The organism is Martinezella paranaensis, from assembly GCF_014200235.1.
Lineage (GTDB): Bacteria > Pseudomonadota > Alphaproteobacteria > Rhizobiales > Rhizobiaceae > Rhizobium > Rhizobium paranaense.
Map to the genome: position 1 here is coordinate 1 of NZ_JACHBI010000003.1, position 15,681 is coordinate 15,681.

16 protein-coding genes are annotated in these 15,681 nt (G+C 59.5%); 7 read left to right on the forward strand and 9 right to left on the reverse strand.

Translation table 11 applies throughout. From position 1 onward, the window contains the following. Positions 1-213: cytochrome c1 (locus tag GGD50_RS08850; RefSeq protein ID WP_246451105.1), on the forward strand; the 213-nt coding region annotated here is incomplete at its 5' end. Between the two features lie 120 nt (positions 214-333). Further along, positions 334-876 carry an adenine phosphoribosyltransferase gene (locus GGD50_RS08855; RefSeq protein ID WP_107108663.1) on the forward strand — a complete coding sequence of 181 codons (543 nt, stop codon included), beginning with the start codon at positions 334-336 and terminating at the stop codon, positions 874-876. A 38-nt stretch (positions 877-914) separates the two neighbouring features. Here GGD50_RS08855 and GGD50_RS08860 read toward each other — a convergent pair whose 3' ends face one another. Beyond that, the gene (locus tag GGD50_RS08860) at positions 915-1,382 is read right to left on the reverse strand and encodes a MaoC family dehydratase (protein ID WP_107108662.1); all 468 of its coding nucleotides are present in this window, start codon (positions 1,380-1,382) and stop codon (positions 915-917) included. Beyond that, on the reverse strand, positions 1,379-1,843 hold the full coding sequence (locus GGD50_RS08865; protein WP_107108847.1) for a MaoC family dehydratase: 465 nt from the start codon (positions 1,841-1,843) through the stop codon (positions 1,379-1,381). Before GGD50_RS08865 ends, GGD50_RS08860 begins: the two co-directional genes overlap by 4 nt. 183 nt (positions 1,844-2,026) lie before the next feature. Here GGD50_RS08865 and GGD50_RS08870 point away from each other — a divergent pair, with 183 nt between their 5' ends. Further along, on the forward strand, positions 2,027-3,151 hold the full coding sequence (locus GGD50_RS08870; RefSeq protein WP_107108661.1) for a hypothetical protein: 1,125 nt from the start codon (positions 2,027-2,029) through the stop codon (positions 3,149-3,151). A 16-nt stretch (positions 3,152-3,167) separates the two neighbouring features. Here the strand turns inward: GGD50_RS08870 and ychF are convergent, their stop codons facing one another. Further along, a complete protein-coding gene (ychF, locus tag GGD50_RS08875) occupies positions 3,168-4,271 on the reverse strand; it encodes a redox-regulated ATPase YchF (protein WP_107108660.1) in 1,104 nt (367 codons plus the stop codon). Between the two features lie 259 nt (positions 4,272-4,530). On the opposite strand from ychF, the gene clpS reads away from it, so the two are divergent. Further along, positions 4,531-4,842 (forward strand): ATP-dependent Clp protease adapter ClpS, encoded by a 312-nt coding sequence (gene clpS / locus GGD50_RS08880; RefSeq protein ID WP_107108659.1) that lies wholly within the window; start codon positions 4,531-4,533, stop codon positions 4,840-4,842. A 15-nt stretch (positions 4,843-4,857) separates the two neighbouring features. On the opposite strand, the gene GGD50_RS08885 is transcribed toward clpS, so the two are convergent. The 5 genes from GGD50_RS08885 to GGD50_RS08905 form a co-directional block, all read right to left on the reverse strand. Further along, entirely contained in the window at positions 4,858-5,337 is a 480-nt protein-coding gene (locus GGD50_RS08885; RefSeq protein WP_107108658.1) for a GNAT family N-acetyltransferase, read from the reverse strand. 1 nt (position 5,338) lies between these two features. Then, a complete protein-coding gene (gene pth / locus GGD50_RS08890; protein ID WP_107108657.1) occupies positions 5,339-6,055 on the reverse strand; it encodes an aminoacyl-tRNA hydrolase in 717 nt (238 codons plus the stop codon). A gap of 75 nt (positions 6,056-6,130) precedes the next feature. After that, entirely contained in the window at positions 6,131-6,862 is a 732-nt protein-coding gene (locus GGD50_RS08895) for a substrate-binding periplasmic protein (RefSeq protein ID WP_107108656.1), read from the reverse strand. A 16-nt stretch (positions 6,863-6,878) separates the two neighbouring features. Further along, positions 6,879-9,245, reverse strand: a complete 2,367-nt coding sequence (locus GGD50_RS08900) for an EAL domain-containing protein (RefSeq protein WP_107108655.1) — start codon at positions 9,243-9,245, stop codon at positions 6,879-6,881. A 246-nt stretch (positions 9,246-9,491) separates the two neighbouring features. Then, a complete protein-coding gene (locus tag GGD50_RS08905; protein ID WP_107108654.1) occupies positions 9,492-10,106 on the reverse strand; it encodes a 50S ribosomal protein L25/general stress protein Ctc in 615 nt (204 codons plus the stop codon). Positions 10,107-10,400: 294 nt separating this feature from the next. On the opposite strand from GGD50_RS08905, the gene GGD50_RS08910 reads away from it, so the two are divergent. The 3 genes from GGD50_RS08910 to GGD50_RS08920 all read left to right on the forward strand — a co-directional run bounded on the left by GGD50_RS08910 (position 10,401) and on the right by GGD50_RS08920 (position 14,675). Beyond that, positions 10,401-11,843 (forward strand): hypothetical protein, encoded by a 1,443-nt coding sequence (locus GGD50_RS08910; RefSeq protein WP_107108653.1) that lies wholly within the window; start codon positions 10,401-10,403, stop codon positions 11,841-11,843. A gap of 113 nt (positions 11,844-11,956) precedes the next feature. Then, entirely contained in the window at positions 11,957-13,414 is a 1,458-nt protein-coding gene (locus GGD50_RS08915) for a hypothetical protein (RefSeq protein WP_107108652.1), read from the forward strand. Positions 13,415-13,439: 25 nt separating this feature from the next. Then, positions 13,440-14,675: an MFS transporter gene (locus tag GGD50_RS08920; RefSeq protein WP_107108651.1), complete on the forward strand. Its 1,236-nt coding sequence runs from the start codon at positions 13,440-13,442 to the stop codon at positions 14,673-14,675. A 16-nt stretch (positions 14,676-14,691) separates the two neighbouring features. Here GGD50_RS08920 and GGD50_RS08925 read toward each other — a convergent pair whose 3' ends face one another. Then, positions 14,692-15,624: a ribose-phosphate pyrophosphokinase gene (locus GGD50_RS08925; RefSeq protein WP_028751659.1), complete on the reverse strand. Its 933-nt coding sequence runs from the start codon at positions 15,622-15,624 to the stop codon at positions 14,692-14,694. Between the last annotated feature and the right edge of the window lie 57 nt (positions 15,625-15,681).

Sequence of the window (15,681 nt, forward strand, 5' to 3'; positions counted from 1 at the left end):
CTCTCCGACGGCCAGGTCACCTATGACGACGGCTCGCCGCAGACGGTCGACCAATATGCGCGCGACGTTGCCTCCTTCCTGATGTGGGCCTCGGAGCCGCATCTCGAAGACCGCAAGCAACTCGGCTTCATGGTCATCATCTTCCTGCTGATCTTCTCGGCGCTGATCTACCTCACCAAGCGTTCGGTCTATGCCAAGGCCGGCGCCCACTAAGCGCCTCAGCCATGCAATCAGCGAAAGGCGGCCTTCAGGGTCGCCTTTTTTGTTGGTATCGAGCACGCCGTCTTGATAGTGTGCGCCGCGCCCAATCATAGCCTGAGAGCACATATTTACATGGACACTATCGCTTCGGAGCTTGCCGCCAGCATCCGCTCCATTCCGGATTATCCAAAACCCGGCATCATCTTCCGTGACATCACCACGATGCTCGGCAATGCCAAGGCATTTCGCCGTGCAGTCGACGCGCTGGTGCAGCCCTACGCCGGCACCAAGATCGACAAGGTCGCCGGCATGGAGGCACGCGGTTTCATTCTGGGCGGCGCGGTGGCGCATCAGTTGTCGGCCGGCTTCGTGCCGATCCGCAAGAAGGGCAAGCTGCCGCACGATATCGTGCGCATCGCCTATAGCCTGGAATATGGTGTCGATGAGATGGAGATGCATCGCGATGCGGTGAATCCCGGCGAGAAGGTGATCCTGGTCGACGACCTCATCGCTACCGGCGGCACCGCAGTGGGCGCCACCCAATTGCTGCGCCAGATCGGCGCCCAGGTCGTTGCCGCCTGCTTCGTCATCGACCTGCCGGATCTCGGTGGCCGCAAGAAGCTGGAAGCGCTCGATGTGCCGGTTCACACCCTGGTGGAATTCGCAGGGCATTGAAGAACAGCATGCCTTCACCTCCAAAAGGGGCGAAGGCTTTACTCGAATTCCAGCACGGTGCTTTCGAACCGCAACACTGCCGCGCCGTGCTGGTTGGCTCCATCGCAGAGGATGGTGTTGAGCGTCCAGCCGGGGCGTGACGCCAAGGGGCGGCTGGCAAGCAAGGTCACGCCGTAGGCGACGGTGTCGCCGGCAAAGACCGGGCGAAGCCATTGCAGCTTCTGGAACCCGGGAGAAGGGCCGAGATTTGGCGGTTTTTTGCCTTCGGCCTGGAGGCGCGCGGTTTCGCTTTTCCAATAGTCGACGAAGGTGCGCATCCAGACCGCGCAGGTATGCCAACCGGAGGCGCAGAGCCCACCGAACAATGTGTGTTTGGCCGCTTCCGCATCCATGTGGAAAATCTGCGGATCGAAGCGCGAGGCGAAACGGACGATATTTTCGGCGGTGAACGTATGGTTGCCGATCTCGGCGCGCGCACCGATCGGATAAAGCTCCGTCATCTTCATGCGGAAACCTCCATGGGTAAGCGCATGCGGATCATCGTCGCGTTTTCGCCGAGGCAAACGAGCTCGCCGCGTTGGTTTTCCACCTCATGACGGAATCGGACAATGCCGATGCCGGGGCGGGAACGCATGGCGCGGGATTCGAGCACGATCGACCGTCCCGAGAGCGTATCGCCTGCCAGAACCGGCTTCTTCCAGTCCATGAAGTCGATGCCCGGTGCGCCTTCGGCCTCGGTGTTCAGCAGATAACTGTCGGTCATCATGCGCATGAACATTGCCGAGGTGTGCCAGCCGGAGGCTGCGAGCCCGCCCAGGATGCTGGCGCGACCGGCAGCTTCGTCGAGATGCATCGGTTGCGGATCGAACTCGCGCGCAAACTCGACGATCTCTTCCGCGGTCACATGTTTCGGGCCGAGCGGAAACACTTGTTCGGGCTGAAAATCCTCATATGTCAATTTTGCCATATCCGTCACCAGTCTCTTCATTCCGTCCGTGCGCAATCGCATGCGAGGCGGCAATGGTGCAAGCATTTTCATGGCCGCTATGGGAAAAGAGGCGCGGCGAATGGTGTCGGCTGCCTCGCAGCCCTTGATTGTGTACCGGCGATATGATGAGGCTGGGCAACGATATCATCAGGCAGGAATGACATGAGCGATCTCAAGACCGCGCTGGAAGGCGCCGCCGGCGAGGGGATCATCTCCTCGGATCAGGCCACACGGCTTTTGCCTTATCTCGCCGAGCGAAATATCGGCGTCAAAGGGGCGACCATCAGGCACGATCTTTCGCAGCCTCGCGAGGACGACGTGGCGAACCCGCTGGAGGACAGCGAAGCGCCGCGTTTCATTCGTGGCTTCCATGACGTGCTAATCACCATCGGCATCATCGTCCTGCTTGTTGGCCTGTGGGGGCTCACCGGCTATTATGGTCCACTACCGGCCATCATCATCCTGGCCGAAATCCTGGTCCGCCGCCAACGTCTGGCGCTTCCCGCCGTCGTGTTGACGATCGCGTTGGTCCATTGGACCTTCTGGGTAGCCGTCATGCATTTCGGTACGCAAAATGCCGGCGGCCTGGGCCTCATGACCTCCTGGATGACGATTGCCTTGCCGTTCCCGCCGCTGCTTGCGCTCTTTTATTGGCGCTATCGCGTGCCCCTGTCACTGGCGATGCTGCTCTTCTCGCTGTTCACGCTATTGCTCGCCGCCGTTTTCTATCTGATCGGTCTTGCCACCGGCACATCGGATGTCGTGCTGAATTATCCGCTGCCGTCGCTCGGCATCATGTTTGCGGCCGCACTTGGGGCATTTGCCGTGGCGATGCGTTTCGATCTCAGCGATCCCAGCCGCAGGACGCGTCGCTCGGATGTGGCTTTCTGGCTGCATCTCGTCACGGCGCCGGCGCTGCTTTACACCGCGATCCTGCTGGCATTTCAGATTAGGGCCGGCAGCAGCGGCACATTTTTCGCTGCCACCGCCGAGTATGGCGGCTACGCGCAGGCGCTGATCATCGTCGCCATTGTGGTGATCATGATGCTGGTCGGTCTGATCATCGACAGACGTGCTTTCGTGACCGCAGGGCTGACGTCGCTAGGCGTCGCCATCGGGGCCATTCTCCGGCAGAACAATGCCGGGCTCGACAAGGTCAGCTTCATCGTGCTGATGATTGTCGGCCTGATCGTGCTGGTGATCGGTGTCGGCTGGCCACATCTGCGCCGCGCTGTCGTCCGGCTGCTGCCGGCATCCGTCCAGGGGAGGCTGCCGGCGCTCCGCTGAGGCCGGTAATCCTGTCTTACGTGTTGAAGCGGAAGTGGATGACGTCGCCGTCCTGGACGACGTATTCCTTGCCTTCGTCGCGCGCCTTGCCGGCTTCCTTGGCGCCCGTTTCACCGTTGAAGGCGATGTAGTCGTCATAGGCGATGGTGTTGGCGCGAATGAAGCCGCGTTCGAAGTCGGAATGGATGACGCCGGCGGCCTGCGGGGCCTTGGTGCCCCGTTCGATCGTCCAGGCGCGTGTTTCCTTCGGACCTACGGTGAAATAGGTAATGAGGTGCAGCAGCTTATAGCCGGCGCGGATCAGCCGGTCGAGGCCGGCTTCGTCTAGGCCGAGAGCGGAGAGGAATTCCTTGGATTCGTCTTCGGGGAGCTGCGCCACTTCCGCTTCGATGGCGGCGGAAATGATCACCACTTCGGAATTCTGTTCCTTCGCCATGGCGGCGACGGCGGCTGTGTGCTCGTTGCCGGTTGCGGCATCGGCCTCGGCGACGTTGCAGACATAGAGGACCGGGTGCGAGGTCAGAAGGTTCAAGCCCTTGAGGATGCGGATTTCCTCAGCGTCGAGCTTCGACAGCAGGGTGCGCACCGGCTTGCCTTCGTTCAGCAGTTGGAGCGAGGCATCCATGATCGGCAGCATCGCCATGGATTCCTTGTCCTTGCCGGTGGCGCGCTTGCGCGTCTGCTCGGTGCGGCGCTCCAGGCTTTCGAGGTCGGCGAGCATCAGCTCGGTCTCGATCGTCTCGGCGTCGGCGACCGGATTGATGCGGCCTTCGACGTGGGTGATGTCGCTGTCTTCGAAGCAGCGCAGCACATGAACGATGGCGTCGACTTCGCGGATATTGGCGAGGAACTGGTTGCCCAAGCCTTCGCCCTTCGACGCGCCGCGCACCAGACCGGCGATGTCGACGAAGGAGATACGCGTCGGGATCAGCTCTTTCGACTTGGCGACGTCGGCAAGCTTGCGCATGCGCGGATCGGGAACCGCCACTTCACCCGTGTTCGGCTCGATCGTGCAGAAGGGATAATTCGCCGCCTGCGCCGCCGCCGTTTTGGTGAGCGCATTGAAGAGAGTGGACTTGCCGACATTCGGCAATCCGACGATACCGCATTTGAAACCCATGGCACCTTGTCCATATCTTGAAAAACTTTGCTGTGCGTATGGGCGAAGGGCCGTTGCGGGTCAAGCCTTGCAGGGCGGATGCGCCGTTTTTCTGTAGAGAAGGGAAGCCGGAAGCGCCAGCGATAGGAGCTGTTCCTCACGATCGATTGATCTGCCGGTCCTACCGAAAACGTTGTTTTCCTTGAATGACTGGTTGCGGTGCAGTATAAATTTGCTATCAGCCACAAATCCTTTTTCCCTGTCATCAACGGTGAGCCCGATGAGTGACAATGATGTCGTCCTAAAACCGAAGACTAAGACGAAGCCGAAGCTCGATCGGCCGAAGCTTTACAAGATCATTCTCGTCAATGACGATTACACCCCGCGCGAATTCGTCATCATGGTGCTGAAGGCGGTCTTCCGTATGAGCGAGGAGACCGGTTATCGCGTCATGATGACCGCGCATAAGCTCGGCACCTGCGTTGTCATGGTCTGCGCCAGGGATATTGCCGAAACCAGGGCAAAGGAAGCGATCGATCTGGCGAAGAGCGCCGGTTTCCCGCTGATGTTCACCACGGAACCGGAAGAATAGGCTCGGGCAGAGCTATCAGCCTGCGGCAGGACGCCGGATCTGGAAACCGGTCTTGTCCTGCGTGAAGCCGCATTTGGCATAGAAGCGCAGCGTCGCCGGCTCCTTCGATCCTGTGAGCAGCATCACCTTATAGCAATTCTTCTCCCAGGCCGTTGCGATGGCCGTTTTGATCAGCGCCCGTGCGTGGCCACGCTGGCGATGGTCGGCATGGGTGACGACGTTTTCGATCAGCGCATAGGAAGCGCCACGACGCGTCAGGTTGGGGATGACGACCAGGGTGATGGAGGAAACCGCGAGGTTGCCTTCGAAGGCGACGAAGATCGTCATGCCCGGATGGGCTAAAATCGCCGCGAAGCGGTCCTCCGCAAAGCCCAAATCCATGTCGGGATCGTCGTGGTTGAGATGGCGGTAGAGAGCCAGCAGCGCTAGCAGGTCGCCGGTGGCGGCCGGACGGATTACAATGTCCGCGGCCCCGTCTCCTGCTGGCTCCGCCATTTCAATCGCCCTTCTTGCCGAACATTCTCTTCAGCATCTCGGCCATCGGGCCGCTCTCAGGCATCCGCGGCTGATTGTGACTGCGCGCCTGGTGGATGTGCGATTTGGCCACGGCCTTCTTTTCCGGCTTCGGCGCTTCTTCTTCCGCCTTGCCGCCGAGGGCCAGAGCGATCTTGTTCATGAGCTGCGAATCTTCGCCACGCACCAGCATGTCGGCATTGTCGGCGAGCGCGTCGAACAGCGGCTCCAGCCAGCTCCGGTCCGCCTTGGCGAAATCGCCGAGTACGTGATTGTGCACCAGCTCCTTGACGCCGGGATGACCGATGCCGAGACGCAGCCGCCGGTATTCGCGCCCGCAATGGGCGTCGATCGATTTGATGCCGTTATGGCCGCCATGGCCGCCGCCGGTCTTCAGCCGTGCCTTGCCGGCCACCAGATCGAGTTCGTCATAGATCACGACGAGATCGGAAGGCTCCAGCTTGTAGAAGCGCATGGCCTCGCCGACGGATTCACCCGAGAGATTCATGAAGGTCTGCGGCTTGATCAGCAGAACTTTCTGGCCCCCGAGTTCGCCTTCGGCAATCTCCGCCCTGAATTTCTTCGACCAGGGCGAAAAGCTGTGGCGGCGATGGATCGCGTCCACGGCCATGAAGCCGATATTGTGACGATTGCCCTGATATTTGGCGCCGGGATTGCCGAGACCCGCGATAAGAAGCATTGCGCTTCACCCCTTGGAAAATGCCGATGCCCTTCACGACAGCGAATTGGCGGCAAAGTCAAGGCAGCAACCGCGTCAGTTGCCGAGGTGCAGGCCGTACTTCAGGAATATCTGCTTCTGCGTGCCGTCGGCGATCAGCTTGTCCAGCGCGGCCTGCATCTTCTTCAGAAGATCGTTCGGGAAATCCTTGTGGCAGGCGATGCTCATCGGCTGTTCGGAGAGAACGGTGACCTTTTCAACGGCGTCTCCGTCCTGCTTCAGCTTGTCAAAATAGAATTCAGATATCGGCATCAGGTCGATACGGTCGCTCATAAGCTTTTTGAGTGTTGCCTTGAAGTCGGCGCCGATATCGATCCTTGCAAAATTGGCTTGCCGCAGCGTCGTCTCGGTATAATCGCCCCGCCATGTGCCGACGAGATACTTCCGCGCTTCGTCCAGCGTCGTGGCGGTGACGCTGGATCCGGTATGCTTGATCAGGACGTTGCGATCGACCAGCAGCGGCTCGACCCATTTGAACAGCTTGTCGCGCTCATTGTTGTGAGCGGCGACAAAGACGCAGGTCATCGGTGCCGTCAGTGCCTCATTATAGGCTCGCGCCCAGGGCAGCACCTCGATCGAATAGTCGACGCCGATGTCCGTCATTATCTTTTCCACCTGCTCGACAGTCGCGCCGACGGGAGTCTTGCCGTCGCGATAGTTGAAGGGCGGATATTCTTCCGTGGTAAAGTTGACGGTTGCGGCTTGCGCCCCGTGGAGGAGCGTGAGGGAGGACAGGCCGAAAAATACCAGGAGCAGCAGTTTTCGCATGTAGTTCCTCGTTTCTCTATGATGCTTGCGCCACAGGGGTAAGGTGATCAGCTCGCGGTCCCGCAAGCGCCTTCATCAGGTCGTTCGGATGCTGCGGCCGGTGGAACAGGTAGCCCTGACCGTAGTCGAGCCCCATGGCGCGCAGGGTAGCGCACTCTTCCTCGGTCTCGATGCCTTCTGCAATCACGGTGCAGTTCATCTTGTGCGACAAGGTCGTGATGCTTTCGACCAGCATACGGCTCTTGAGACTGACATCCGAGGCAATGTCGTTGATCGCGCGGATGAAGGATTGGTCGATCTTGATGATGTCGACCGGGAAGCGGTTGATGTAGCTCAGCGAAGAGTAGCCGGTGCCAAAGTCGTCGAGCGCGATGCGGCAGCCGTAGCGGCAGATCTCGTTGATGACCGTGCGTGTCTCCGGATTGTCGTCCATGAGCACGGCTTCGGTGATTTCGACGACGATGCGTTCGGGGCGGATATCGTAGCGGGACAGCAGGGCCGCGATGCGCATCGGCAGTCCGGACTCGAATTGCAGCGGCGAGAAATTGATGGCGAGATAGGTGTCCTGCATGCCGTCGAGGCGCGAGAGACGGGCAAAGTGGGAGATCGCCTTTTCCATGACGCGATTGCCGATGCGCACGATCGAGCCGGTCTCCTCGGCAACGTCGATGATCCGTGCCGGCGGCAGGATGCCCTTCTGCGGGTGATGCAGGCGCATCAGCGCTTCGAAGCCGGCGATGGAGCGATCATCGATATTGACGATCGGCTGAAGATGCGCCTCGAACCAGTCGTCGCTCAGGCCGCTTTCGATATGGCTTTCCAGCTCGGCGCGGCGGCGGGAATCGTCCAGCATGCTGTTGTCGAAGATCTGCGCGCCGTTCTTGCCGTCGCGCTTTTTCGCATACATCGCGATGTCGGATTTCAGCAGCAGTTCTGCGGCGTTGGCGGCATGACGCGGGTAGATGGCGATGCCGATGCTGGCGCTGAGGCGGGCGTCGCCACCGAAAGGCGTGTCGAAGACCTCCGCGATCCGGGCGGCCATGTCGATCGCTCTCTTCTCGGCATCTTCGGCGAGCAGCAGGATGGCGAATTCGTCGCCGCCGAGGCGGGCGGCAATATCACCCGGGACCAATCGCGACTGCATGCGCGAAACCAGCTCGCGGAGCGCTGCGTCACCGGCGGCATGGCCCATATTGTCGTTGATCCATTTGAAGCGGTCGAGATCGACGAAGAGGCAGGCGAGTTCGCGCTTGCGCAGATCCGCCTCGTTGATCTTGGCATCGAGCGCCGTTTCGAAACCCTGACGGTTCAAAAGGCCGGTCAGATGGTCGGTGATCGCCTGGCGGAGGTTGCGGTCTTCGGACTGCTTGAGGTCGGTGACGTCGGTCATGACCGAGAGCGAAACACCATCCTGGATCGCCGTGGTTTCGAGGATCAGCACGTCCATGATCCGGTCATCCCGGCACAGGAATTTAACCGTAACGTCGAGACGGGCGGCGCTGTCCAAACGGCTGCGTTTGCGTTCGGTATATTTCTCGCGCGATTCCGGCAGGACCAAGCTTGCGAATTTACGTCCCAGCACCTCGGAGCGGGCATAGCCGGTCGCGGCGAGCCAATAATCGCTGACGGCGGCGATGTAATCGTCCTTGTCGAGCGAAAAGAGCATGGCCGGCGTCAGGTTATAGGTGTCCGTTGCGCGGCGGTGGGCAAGCTTCAGTTCGGTTTCCTCACGCTCCAGCTTGCTCTGCATGTCGTTGAAGCTGCTGGCGAGGCGGCCCATTTCGTCGTTCGACTGCCAATCCACATGATGGCGCGAGCCGAGCCGCCGGGTCGCTTCGACGGCGTGGGTCAGCCGCATCAGCGGCTGGATGATGAAGATGCGGTTGCCGATGAGGGCCGCGCCAAAGACGGTCAGCACGGCGAAGATGAAGATCGAGATGAAAACGATCTCCTCATTCTTCAAGCCGTCGAAGAGGCCGAGCGCGGGGTAATAGACGGTAATGGTGCCGAGATTTTTCGGGCCGTCCACACCGTTGTAGATGATCGGGCGGGCGATGGACTCCAGCAGGCCCTTGTAGGACCTCGGGATGGTCGTCTGCGTAACATCGAGCTGGCCGGAGACGTCGCGGACATTGACCTTGACGATCGCACCCTCGGCGACCGTCGTCGCGCTGATCTGAGTGACGCTGTCTTCATCGAGGTCCCACAGCGGCTTTGCCAGCGCCTGGGCATTGGCGACGAGCAGGACGGAGATATGGTCTTTGATTTCCTTTTCGGCGCGTTCGGACGAAAGGAAGAGGAACAGCACGAAGAGCGGCGCGACGAAAACCAGCAGCGCGCCGCAGACGATCGCGAAAAACCTGTTTTCGACGGAATGACTCATAGTTCCGCTTGCTCCCCAGTCGTAGACCGGCTGATCTTGGGGTTGGCCGTTCTCTACAACTCTTTCGCGTAAACTTTCACGAATTTGTTAAATGTTGCTGAAAAACCGGGGAGTTAATGGATTTAAATCGAGTATTAATTTCAAAAACGAATAGATTTCTTTTTGCTTTTATTAGAAGTTATACATGAAAAACCCGCCATCCCCAGAGGGGAGGCGGGTCTGAATGCGTCACGATGAAGATGCCGATTAAGCGCCGGCTTCTTCTTCGCCAGCTTCTTCTTCTGCAAGACCGGCAGCCGGAGCGACGATCGTTGCGATCGTGAAGTCGCGGTCGGCGATGACCGGGGACACGCCCTTCGGCAGCGTAATATCCGAAATGTGGATGCTGGCGCCGCCCTTGTGACCGGACAGATCAACAGTGAAGAATTCGGGGATCGCATCGGCCGGGCAATGGACTTCGACTTCGTGGCGAACGATGTTCAGCACGCCGCCAGCCTTGAGGCCCGGGGACTTTTCATGGTTTTCGAAGTGAACCGGGATTTCAACGGTCACCTGGGTGTTGCCGGAGACGCGCAGGAAATCGACGTGGACCGTGAAGTCGCGGACCGGATCGAGCTGGTAGTCCTTCGGCAGAACCTTGATCTTCTTGCCGTCGACGTCGATCGTCGCGATCGTGGTGAGGAAACCACCGGCATGAATGCGCTTCGTCACCTCATTGGTGTTGAGAGCGATCGAAATAGGGGCCTGCTTGTCACCATAGATGACAGCGGGAATGAAACCGTTGCGGCGAAGTTCACGGGCGGACCCCTTACCAACCCGTTCGCGCGCCTCGGCCTTGAGCTCGTAGCTTTCGTGGCTCATGGCTATTCCTTTCGAGGTTATTTGGAGAGTTCATCCGTTCATCAGAACCGGTTGAACTGGAGGAGGGCAAGCCCTACCTCATCCGCGTTGCCTCCAAGGGTGTCTACGCGGACGCGTGGCGTATAATACAAAGATGCCGACGGTGCAAGCATCTCCGGAGAAAGCGCATCTGTGATGACAATGCAACTCATGATAAAGAGCCGACGATGCTATTTCTATCAATGGCTTGACATATACGTTCGGCCTCTTCAACAGTCGACTCCAATCGATCAGCGTCAAAGGGAGAGGTCGGGTATGGGCCCCAAGGCTATCGCCGCCGCCGCAGTTTTTTCCATCGGTCTCGCTGGCGTTTCGCAGGCGGCTGAAGTCAACGAGCAGGGCGCAAAGGAACTGCGCGGTATCCTGACGCATTCGCTCTCGCGGGATCTCGCCCGCAGCGGTTTTGTCGCCGTCAAACCGGCCGGCGATCAGTATGAGATTACCTACGATCTCGCGAAATTCTTCGACAAGGTCAATTCCAGCGCGCTTTCCGTTACCGGCCTGAAGCCGCTGTCGCTGTTCGCGCAGCCGCTGGATCAAGGCAGATGGCATCTGAAGGGCGACAACAGCATCGACGTCTCGGTTCATTCGCCGGCGTCGGACATAACCTATTCGGTCGCATCCAGCTCGCTTGACGGCATTTTCGACCCGTCGATCGAGATGATGCGGTCGATCGATGTGAAGAGCAACGGTGCCAAGTTTTCCAGCATCGGCAGCGGTAAAAATAGCGGGCGCAAGGTGGATGCCACCATCGACAGCGCGTCCTTCAGCCATGCGGTGACCGACAGCAGCGAGACCGGCAAGGTGGACCTGCAATCGCAGGGCATGCTGCAGCATCTCAACGAGCAGATCACGGCACCCGGCGCGCCATCCGTCGGCCTGAGCGCCGATAGCGTCGATGTCAAAGTGACCGCAACGAGCTTGCCGGCGAAGGAGTTGCGTGAGCTCATCCGCTTCTTCGTCCAGCATGTGAAGGCAAAACAGTTATCGGAGAGCGGCAGCGAAAAGTTCGAGGAGCTGGTGCGCCGCGCCTTGCCGGGATTCGGTTCGCTGAACGAGACGGTGACGCTGAACAACGCAGAGGTATCGACCGACAAAGGGAAGGTCGGCCTCAAGACGTTGGACTACAGTTTCAAGATGGATGGTCTGACAAAGGCCTCCAACATCAATTTCGGCTTGCGGGCGGAGCATTTCACACCGGATGCCGGCCTTATTCCGCCGGCCTACGCGCCTTTCCTGCCGGAAACGGTCGATGTGCAGCTCGGAATTCCCAACGTCAATTTCGAAGGGATCATCGACACGGTTCTGGACGCAGTGTCGACGCGTGCAACGCCGGTTTCCGGCGAAGCATTGAAGCGCACCATGTTCCCGAGCGGTTACGGGACCCTCGAATTCCCGAGGATCAGCGCGGCTTCCGGCGTCTATGACCTCGAGGTCTCCGGCGCGTTGAAGGGCTCCACGAAGCACCATCCAAGCTATTCGCTGCAGGCGACGGTCCTCGCGCGCAATTTCGACAAGACGGTTGCTGCCATTCAGGATGCAGCAAAGACGGACCCGCAACTGAACGGCGTTTCCTTCAGCCTGATGGCCGCCAAGGGCTTTGCCAAGACCGATCCGGATGGCCGCCTGCGCTGGGATGTCACGATGGACGAAAACCGGACCGTCACGGTGAACGGGCAGGTGATGAAGGGGCTTTGAGGCCACGTCCAGCTTGGGCGCCAGCGCGCATGCACCGTCATCATTCAATTGAGAATCACGTTTAGGGTTTTCCCGCTTTCAAATTGTTTTTCCTAGTATCACGGGGGTGAATTATGCGTTTTAGAACAGTTGCCGCTGCCGCGGCTTTTGCCGTCGGCTTGGCCGGCGCCTCGCAGGCGGCTGACGTCAATGAGCAGGGGGCCAAGGACCTGCTCGGCAACCTGACGCATTTCCTGCCCGACGATCTCGTTAAAAGCGGCTTTGTGACTGTGACGCCGGCGAGCGGTCACTACGAAATCACCTATGACCTGCAGAAGCTCTTCGACAAATTGAATATCAGCGGTTTCGACGTTGCGGGGCTCAAGCCGCTGATGGCCCTTGCCACGCCGCAGGACGGCGGCCTTTGGAACATCGAGGGGAACAATGCGATCGACGTCACGGCCCGTTCGAAGCCCGGCAGCAGCCCGGATGTCGCGCTCCGTTATGCGGTGGCATCATCCAGTTTCTCCGGCGTCTTCGACCCTGCCATCCACTATGTTCGTTCGATGGACGTGAAGGGCAACGGCATTACGCTTGCCACCAAGACCACCGACACCAACGGTGTCGAGAACAACGATATCACGATCGATGGTATCAACTACGCGCTCTCCTCATCCAGCAGCGGCGAGCCGGATAAGCTCGACCTTCAGATGATGGGGGGCCTGCAATCCTTCCACGATAAGGTTTCTTCCGATGACGCAACTTTGGGCGAATTCAAGATCGGAGCGATCGATTTCAGGGCCAATGCGACCAAGCTGCCGCTTAAGGCGCTGAACGAGATCTTGCGCTTCGTTTCCGACCACAAGGACACGAAAACCCTGTCTGACAGCGAAAGTGCGGCGCTCAAGGCATTGCTGCGGAACGCGATGCCGCTGGTCGGCTCGCTTGAAGAGTCTGTCTCCGCCAAGGATATTTCCGTGACGACTCCGCTCGGCAACGGCGGACTGCAGCAGATGGGCTACTCGTTCAAGATCGCGGGGCCGGCTAATGCGATGAATGCCGATTTCGGCATGCGGGCCGAGAAGCTTACCCTGGCCTCCGGCCTGGTGCCTCAGGATTATGTCGCCTTCATTCCCGATGCCGCCGAACTGCAGATGCAGTTCCCCAACCTGAATTTTTCCGCCCTGATGGATGTTCTGCAGCAGACCGATTTCAACAATTCTGCGGGAACGGCATCCATGGATGAAAAGTTGCAGCAGGCGATGTTCCCGGACGGAACGATGACGATCAATTTCCCGAAAATCAGTGCGGTCTCAGGCCTCTATGACATCCAGGCTTCCGGCAGCATGCGCGGCTGGTTGAACGACAAGGATCGTGTCTCCATGACGATGACGGTGCTTGCGCGCGATCTCGACAAGACCATCGCAGCCGTCCAAGACGCGGCGAAAACGGAGCCGGACCTCAGCCAATTGTCCTTCGGCCTGATGATGGCCAAGGGGTTTGCAAAGACCGATCCCGACGGGCGCGCGCGTTGGGACGTCAGCATCGCCGACGACGAGTCCATAACGATCAACGGGCAAGCCATCAAATAAGCCGCCCAAATTTCAGAATGCCACTATGTTTGTCTTGAAGCCGCTGGCCCAACGCTCGATTTCGCTTTTGTGGGCCGGTCAGGTTTTGGCGGCGACCGGATCCGAGTTCTACATGGTCGCCGTCGTCTGGATTGCGGCGGATTTCATCGGCCGTGATGCGGGTTACGTTTCCGCCTTGCAATCGGGGGCGCTTCTCTTCGGCAGCCTGTTCGGTGGCATTCTAACGGATCGCTGGCGGCACAGCACGACGATGATCTCGGCCGACGTGCTGCGTACGCTTCTATTGCTGGTGCTATCCGTCACCGGCCTCATGCATTTCATGAGCTTGCCATTGTTGATGGTGCTCGCCGGGTGCATTGCCTTGCTGACGGCCGCCTTCGATCCGTCGCTCCAGGCAACGTTGCCCACCATCGCGGTCGATCCCGATATTCGTCATGCGACCAATGGATTGTTCGACGCGACGAGGCGCATGGCCCGTATCCTCGGGCCGAGCATGATTGCGCTGGTCAACGGCTTCCTGCCGAAATCGCAGTTCTTCACGGTGACGGCGGCGACTTTCCTGCTTTCGGCTCTCGCGGTGTGGCTGGCCGTCGCCAAATTGCCGTCCGCGCCGCGGCGTCGCGATTTCTCGGGAACGGCGGCGGTGATCGACGGCGTGTTGGGCGGCTGGCGGATGGCGCGGGGCCATGCCGCCATACTCTATGGGCTGTTTACGAACCTGATGGGGAATATCGCCTGGGCGATGGGCATTTTGCTCGGAATGCTGCTGCACCTGCGTGAGACCAGCGCCGATCCCTTGACGGATTACAGTCTGATGATGACGGCTTACGGCGTTGGCAATCTGACGACCAATTTGATCCTCAGCAGTGTCAAACCGCGTCGACCGGTGGTGTGGATCATTGCGGCGAAGCTTATTTTTGGCGCCGGCGTCTTTCTGCTGCCGCTGATGCATGACCGGATATGGCTGATGGTCGTCGCATCTCTCGCCGCCATCAATGGCCCGTTCGAGAACCTCGCCATGCTGCACCTGATGCAGACGCGCAGCGAGCCGCATCGATTGGCGCAGGTCTATCGCTTGCTGATGTGCGCGATCTTCCTCGGCCTTTTCCTGGCCTATCTCATGTCGCCCAGCCTATTTGCCTGGTTCGGCATCGGCCCATCGATTATGGGTGCCGGTGCGGCGGTCTTTGTCTCCGGGCTTATTGGCATAGGATTGCTCGCCTGGAGGCAAAGCCATCCAGTCGATGCGAAACCCGCATGAGAAAATCCGGTGGCCTTTAGTCGAACAGGCTCGAAACCGATTCTTCCTGGCTGGTACGATTAATGGCTTCGCCGATAAGGCTTGCAGTGGTGATGACGCGGATATTGGGCGCCGATTGCACGGCGGTCGTCGGCTGAATGGAATCAGTGATCACCAGTTCCTTCAGTTTCGAGTTTGCCACGCGGGTCACGGCGCCGCCGGAGAGAACGCCGTGGGTGATATAGGCGGTGACGCTTGCCGCGCCTTGTGCGAGCAGGGCATCGGCTGCGTTGCAGAGCGTGCCGCCGGAATCGACGATATCGTCGATCAGGATGCAATCCTTGCCGGCCACTTCGCCGATGATGTTCATCACTTCGGATTCGCCCGGGCGGTCGCGGCGTTTGTCCACGATCGCCAACAGACAGTCGAGGCGTTTAGCGAGCGCACGGGCGCGCACGACACCGCCGACGTCAGGGGAGACAACCATGACATTGCTGATGTCGTAATTGGCCTTGATGTCACGGGTCAGCACCGGAATCGCATAGAGATTGTCGGTCGGGATATCGAAGAAGCCCTGGATCTGGCCTGCGTGCAGGTCGAGGGTGAGAACGCGGTCGGCGCCTGCCTCGGTGATCAGATTGGCTACCAGCTTGGCCGAGATCGGCGTGCGCCCCGAGGCGCGGCGATCCTGGCGGGCATAGCCGAAATAGGGGATGACTGCCGTTATGCGCCGCGCCGACGAGCGGCGCATCGCATCGATCATGATCAGCAGTTCCATGAGATGATCGTTGGTCGGAAACGAGGTCGGCTGGACGACGAAAACATCCTCGCCACGCACGTTTTCCTGAATTTCAACGAAAATTTCCTGGTCCGCGAAACGCCGGACACTGGCCTTTCCCAAGGGAACGTTGAGATAATTGCAGATCGCTTCGGCGAGATGCCGGTTCGAATTCCCTGCGAAAACCTTCATTGTGGCCCGCCTATTACCAACCTGATAGCCGCGCTTTTAACCGCCTTGCTCTCGAAT

Bases quoted from the DNA above. Each gene is read 5' to 3' on its own strand.
- GGD50_RS08855 (WP_107108663.1), top strand. From the start codon at position 334: ATGGACACTATCGCTTCGGAGCTTGCCGCCAGCATCCGCTCCATTCCG.
- GGD50_RS08860 (WP_107108662.1), bottom strand. From the start codon at position 1,382: ATGAAGATGACGGAGCTTTATCCGATCGGTGCGCGCGCCGAGATCGGC.
- GGD50_RS08865 (WP_107108847.1), bottom strand. From the start codon at position 1,843: ATGGCAAAATTGACATATGAGGATTTTCAGCCCGAACAAGTGTTTCCG.
- GGD50_RS08870 (WP_107108661.1), top strand. From the start codon at position 2,027: ATGAGCGATCTCAAGACCGCGCTGGAAGGCGCCGCCGGCGAGGGGATC.
- ychF (WP_107108660.1), bottom strand. From the start codon at position 4,271: ATGGGTTTCAAATGCGGTATCGTCGGATTGCCGAATGTCGGCAAGTCC.
- clpS (WP_107108659.1), top strand. From the start codon at position 4,531: ATGAGTGACAATGATGTCGTCCTAAAACCGAAGACTAAGACGAAGCCG.
- GGD50_RS08885 (WP_107108658.1), bottom strand. From the start codon at position 5,337: ATGGCGGAGCCAGCAGGAGACGGGGCCGCGGACATTGTAATCCGTCCG.
- pth (WP_107108657.1), bottom strand. From the start codon at position 6,055: ATGCTTCTTATCGCGGGTCTCGGCAATCCCGGCGCCAAATATCAGGGC.
- GGD50_RS08895 (WP_107108656.1), bottom strand. From the start codon at position 6,862: ATGCGAAAACTGCTGCTCCTGGTATTTTTCGGCCTGTCCTCCCTCACG.
- GGD50_RS08900 (WP_107108655.1), bottom strand. From the start codon at position 9,245: ATGAGTCATTCCGTCGAAAACAGGTTTTTCGCGATCGTCTGCGGCGCG.
- GGD50_RS08905 (WP_107108654.1), bottom strand. From the start codon at position 10,106: ATGAGCCACGAAAGCTACGAGCTCAAGGCCGAGGCGCGCGAACGGGTT.
- GGD50_RS08910 (WP_107108653.1), top strand. From the start codon at position 10,401: ATGGGCCCCAAGGCTATCGCCGCCGCCGCAGTTTTTTCCATCGGTCTC.
- GGD50_RS08915 (WP_107108652.1), top strand. From the start codon at position 11,957: ATGCGTTTTAGAACAGTTGCCGCTGCCGCGGCTTTTGCCGTCGGCTTG.
- GGD50_RS08920 (WP_107108651.1), top strand. From the start codon at position 13,440: ATGTTTGTCTTGAAGCCGCTGGCCCAACGCTCGATTTCGCTTTTGTGG.
- GGD50_RS08925 (WP_028751659.1), bottom strand. From the start codon at position 15,624: ATGAAGGTTTTCGCAGGGAATTCGAACCGGCATCTCGCCGAAGCGATC.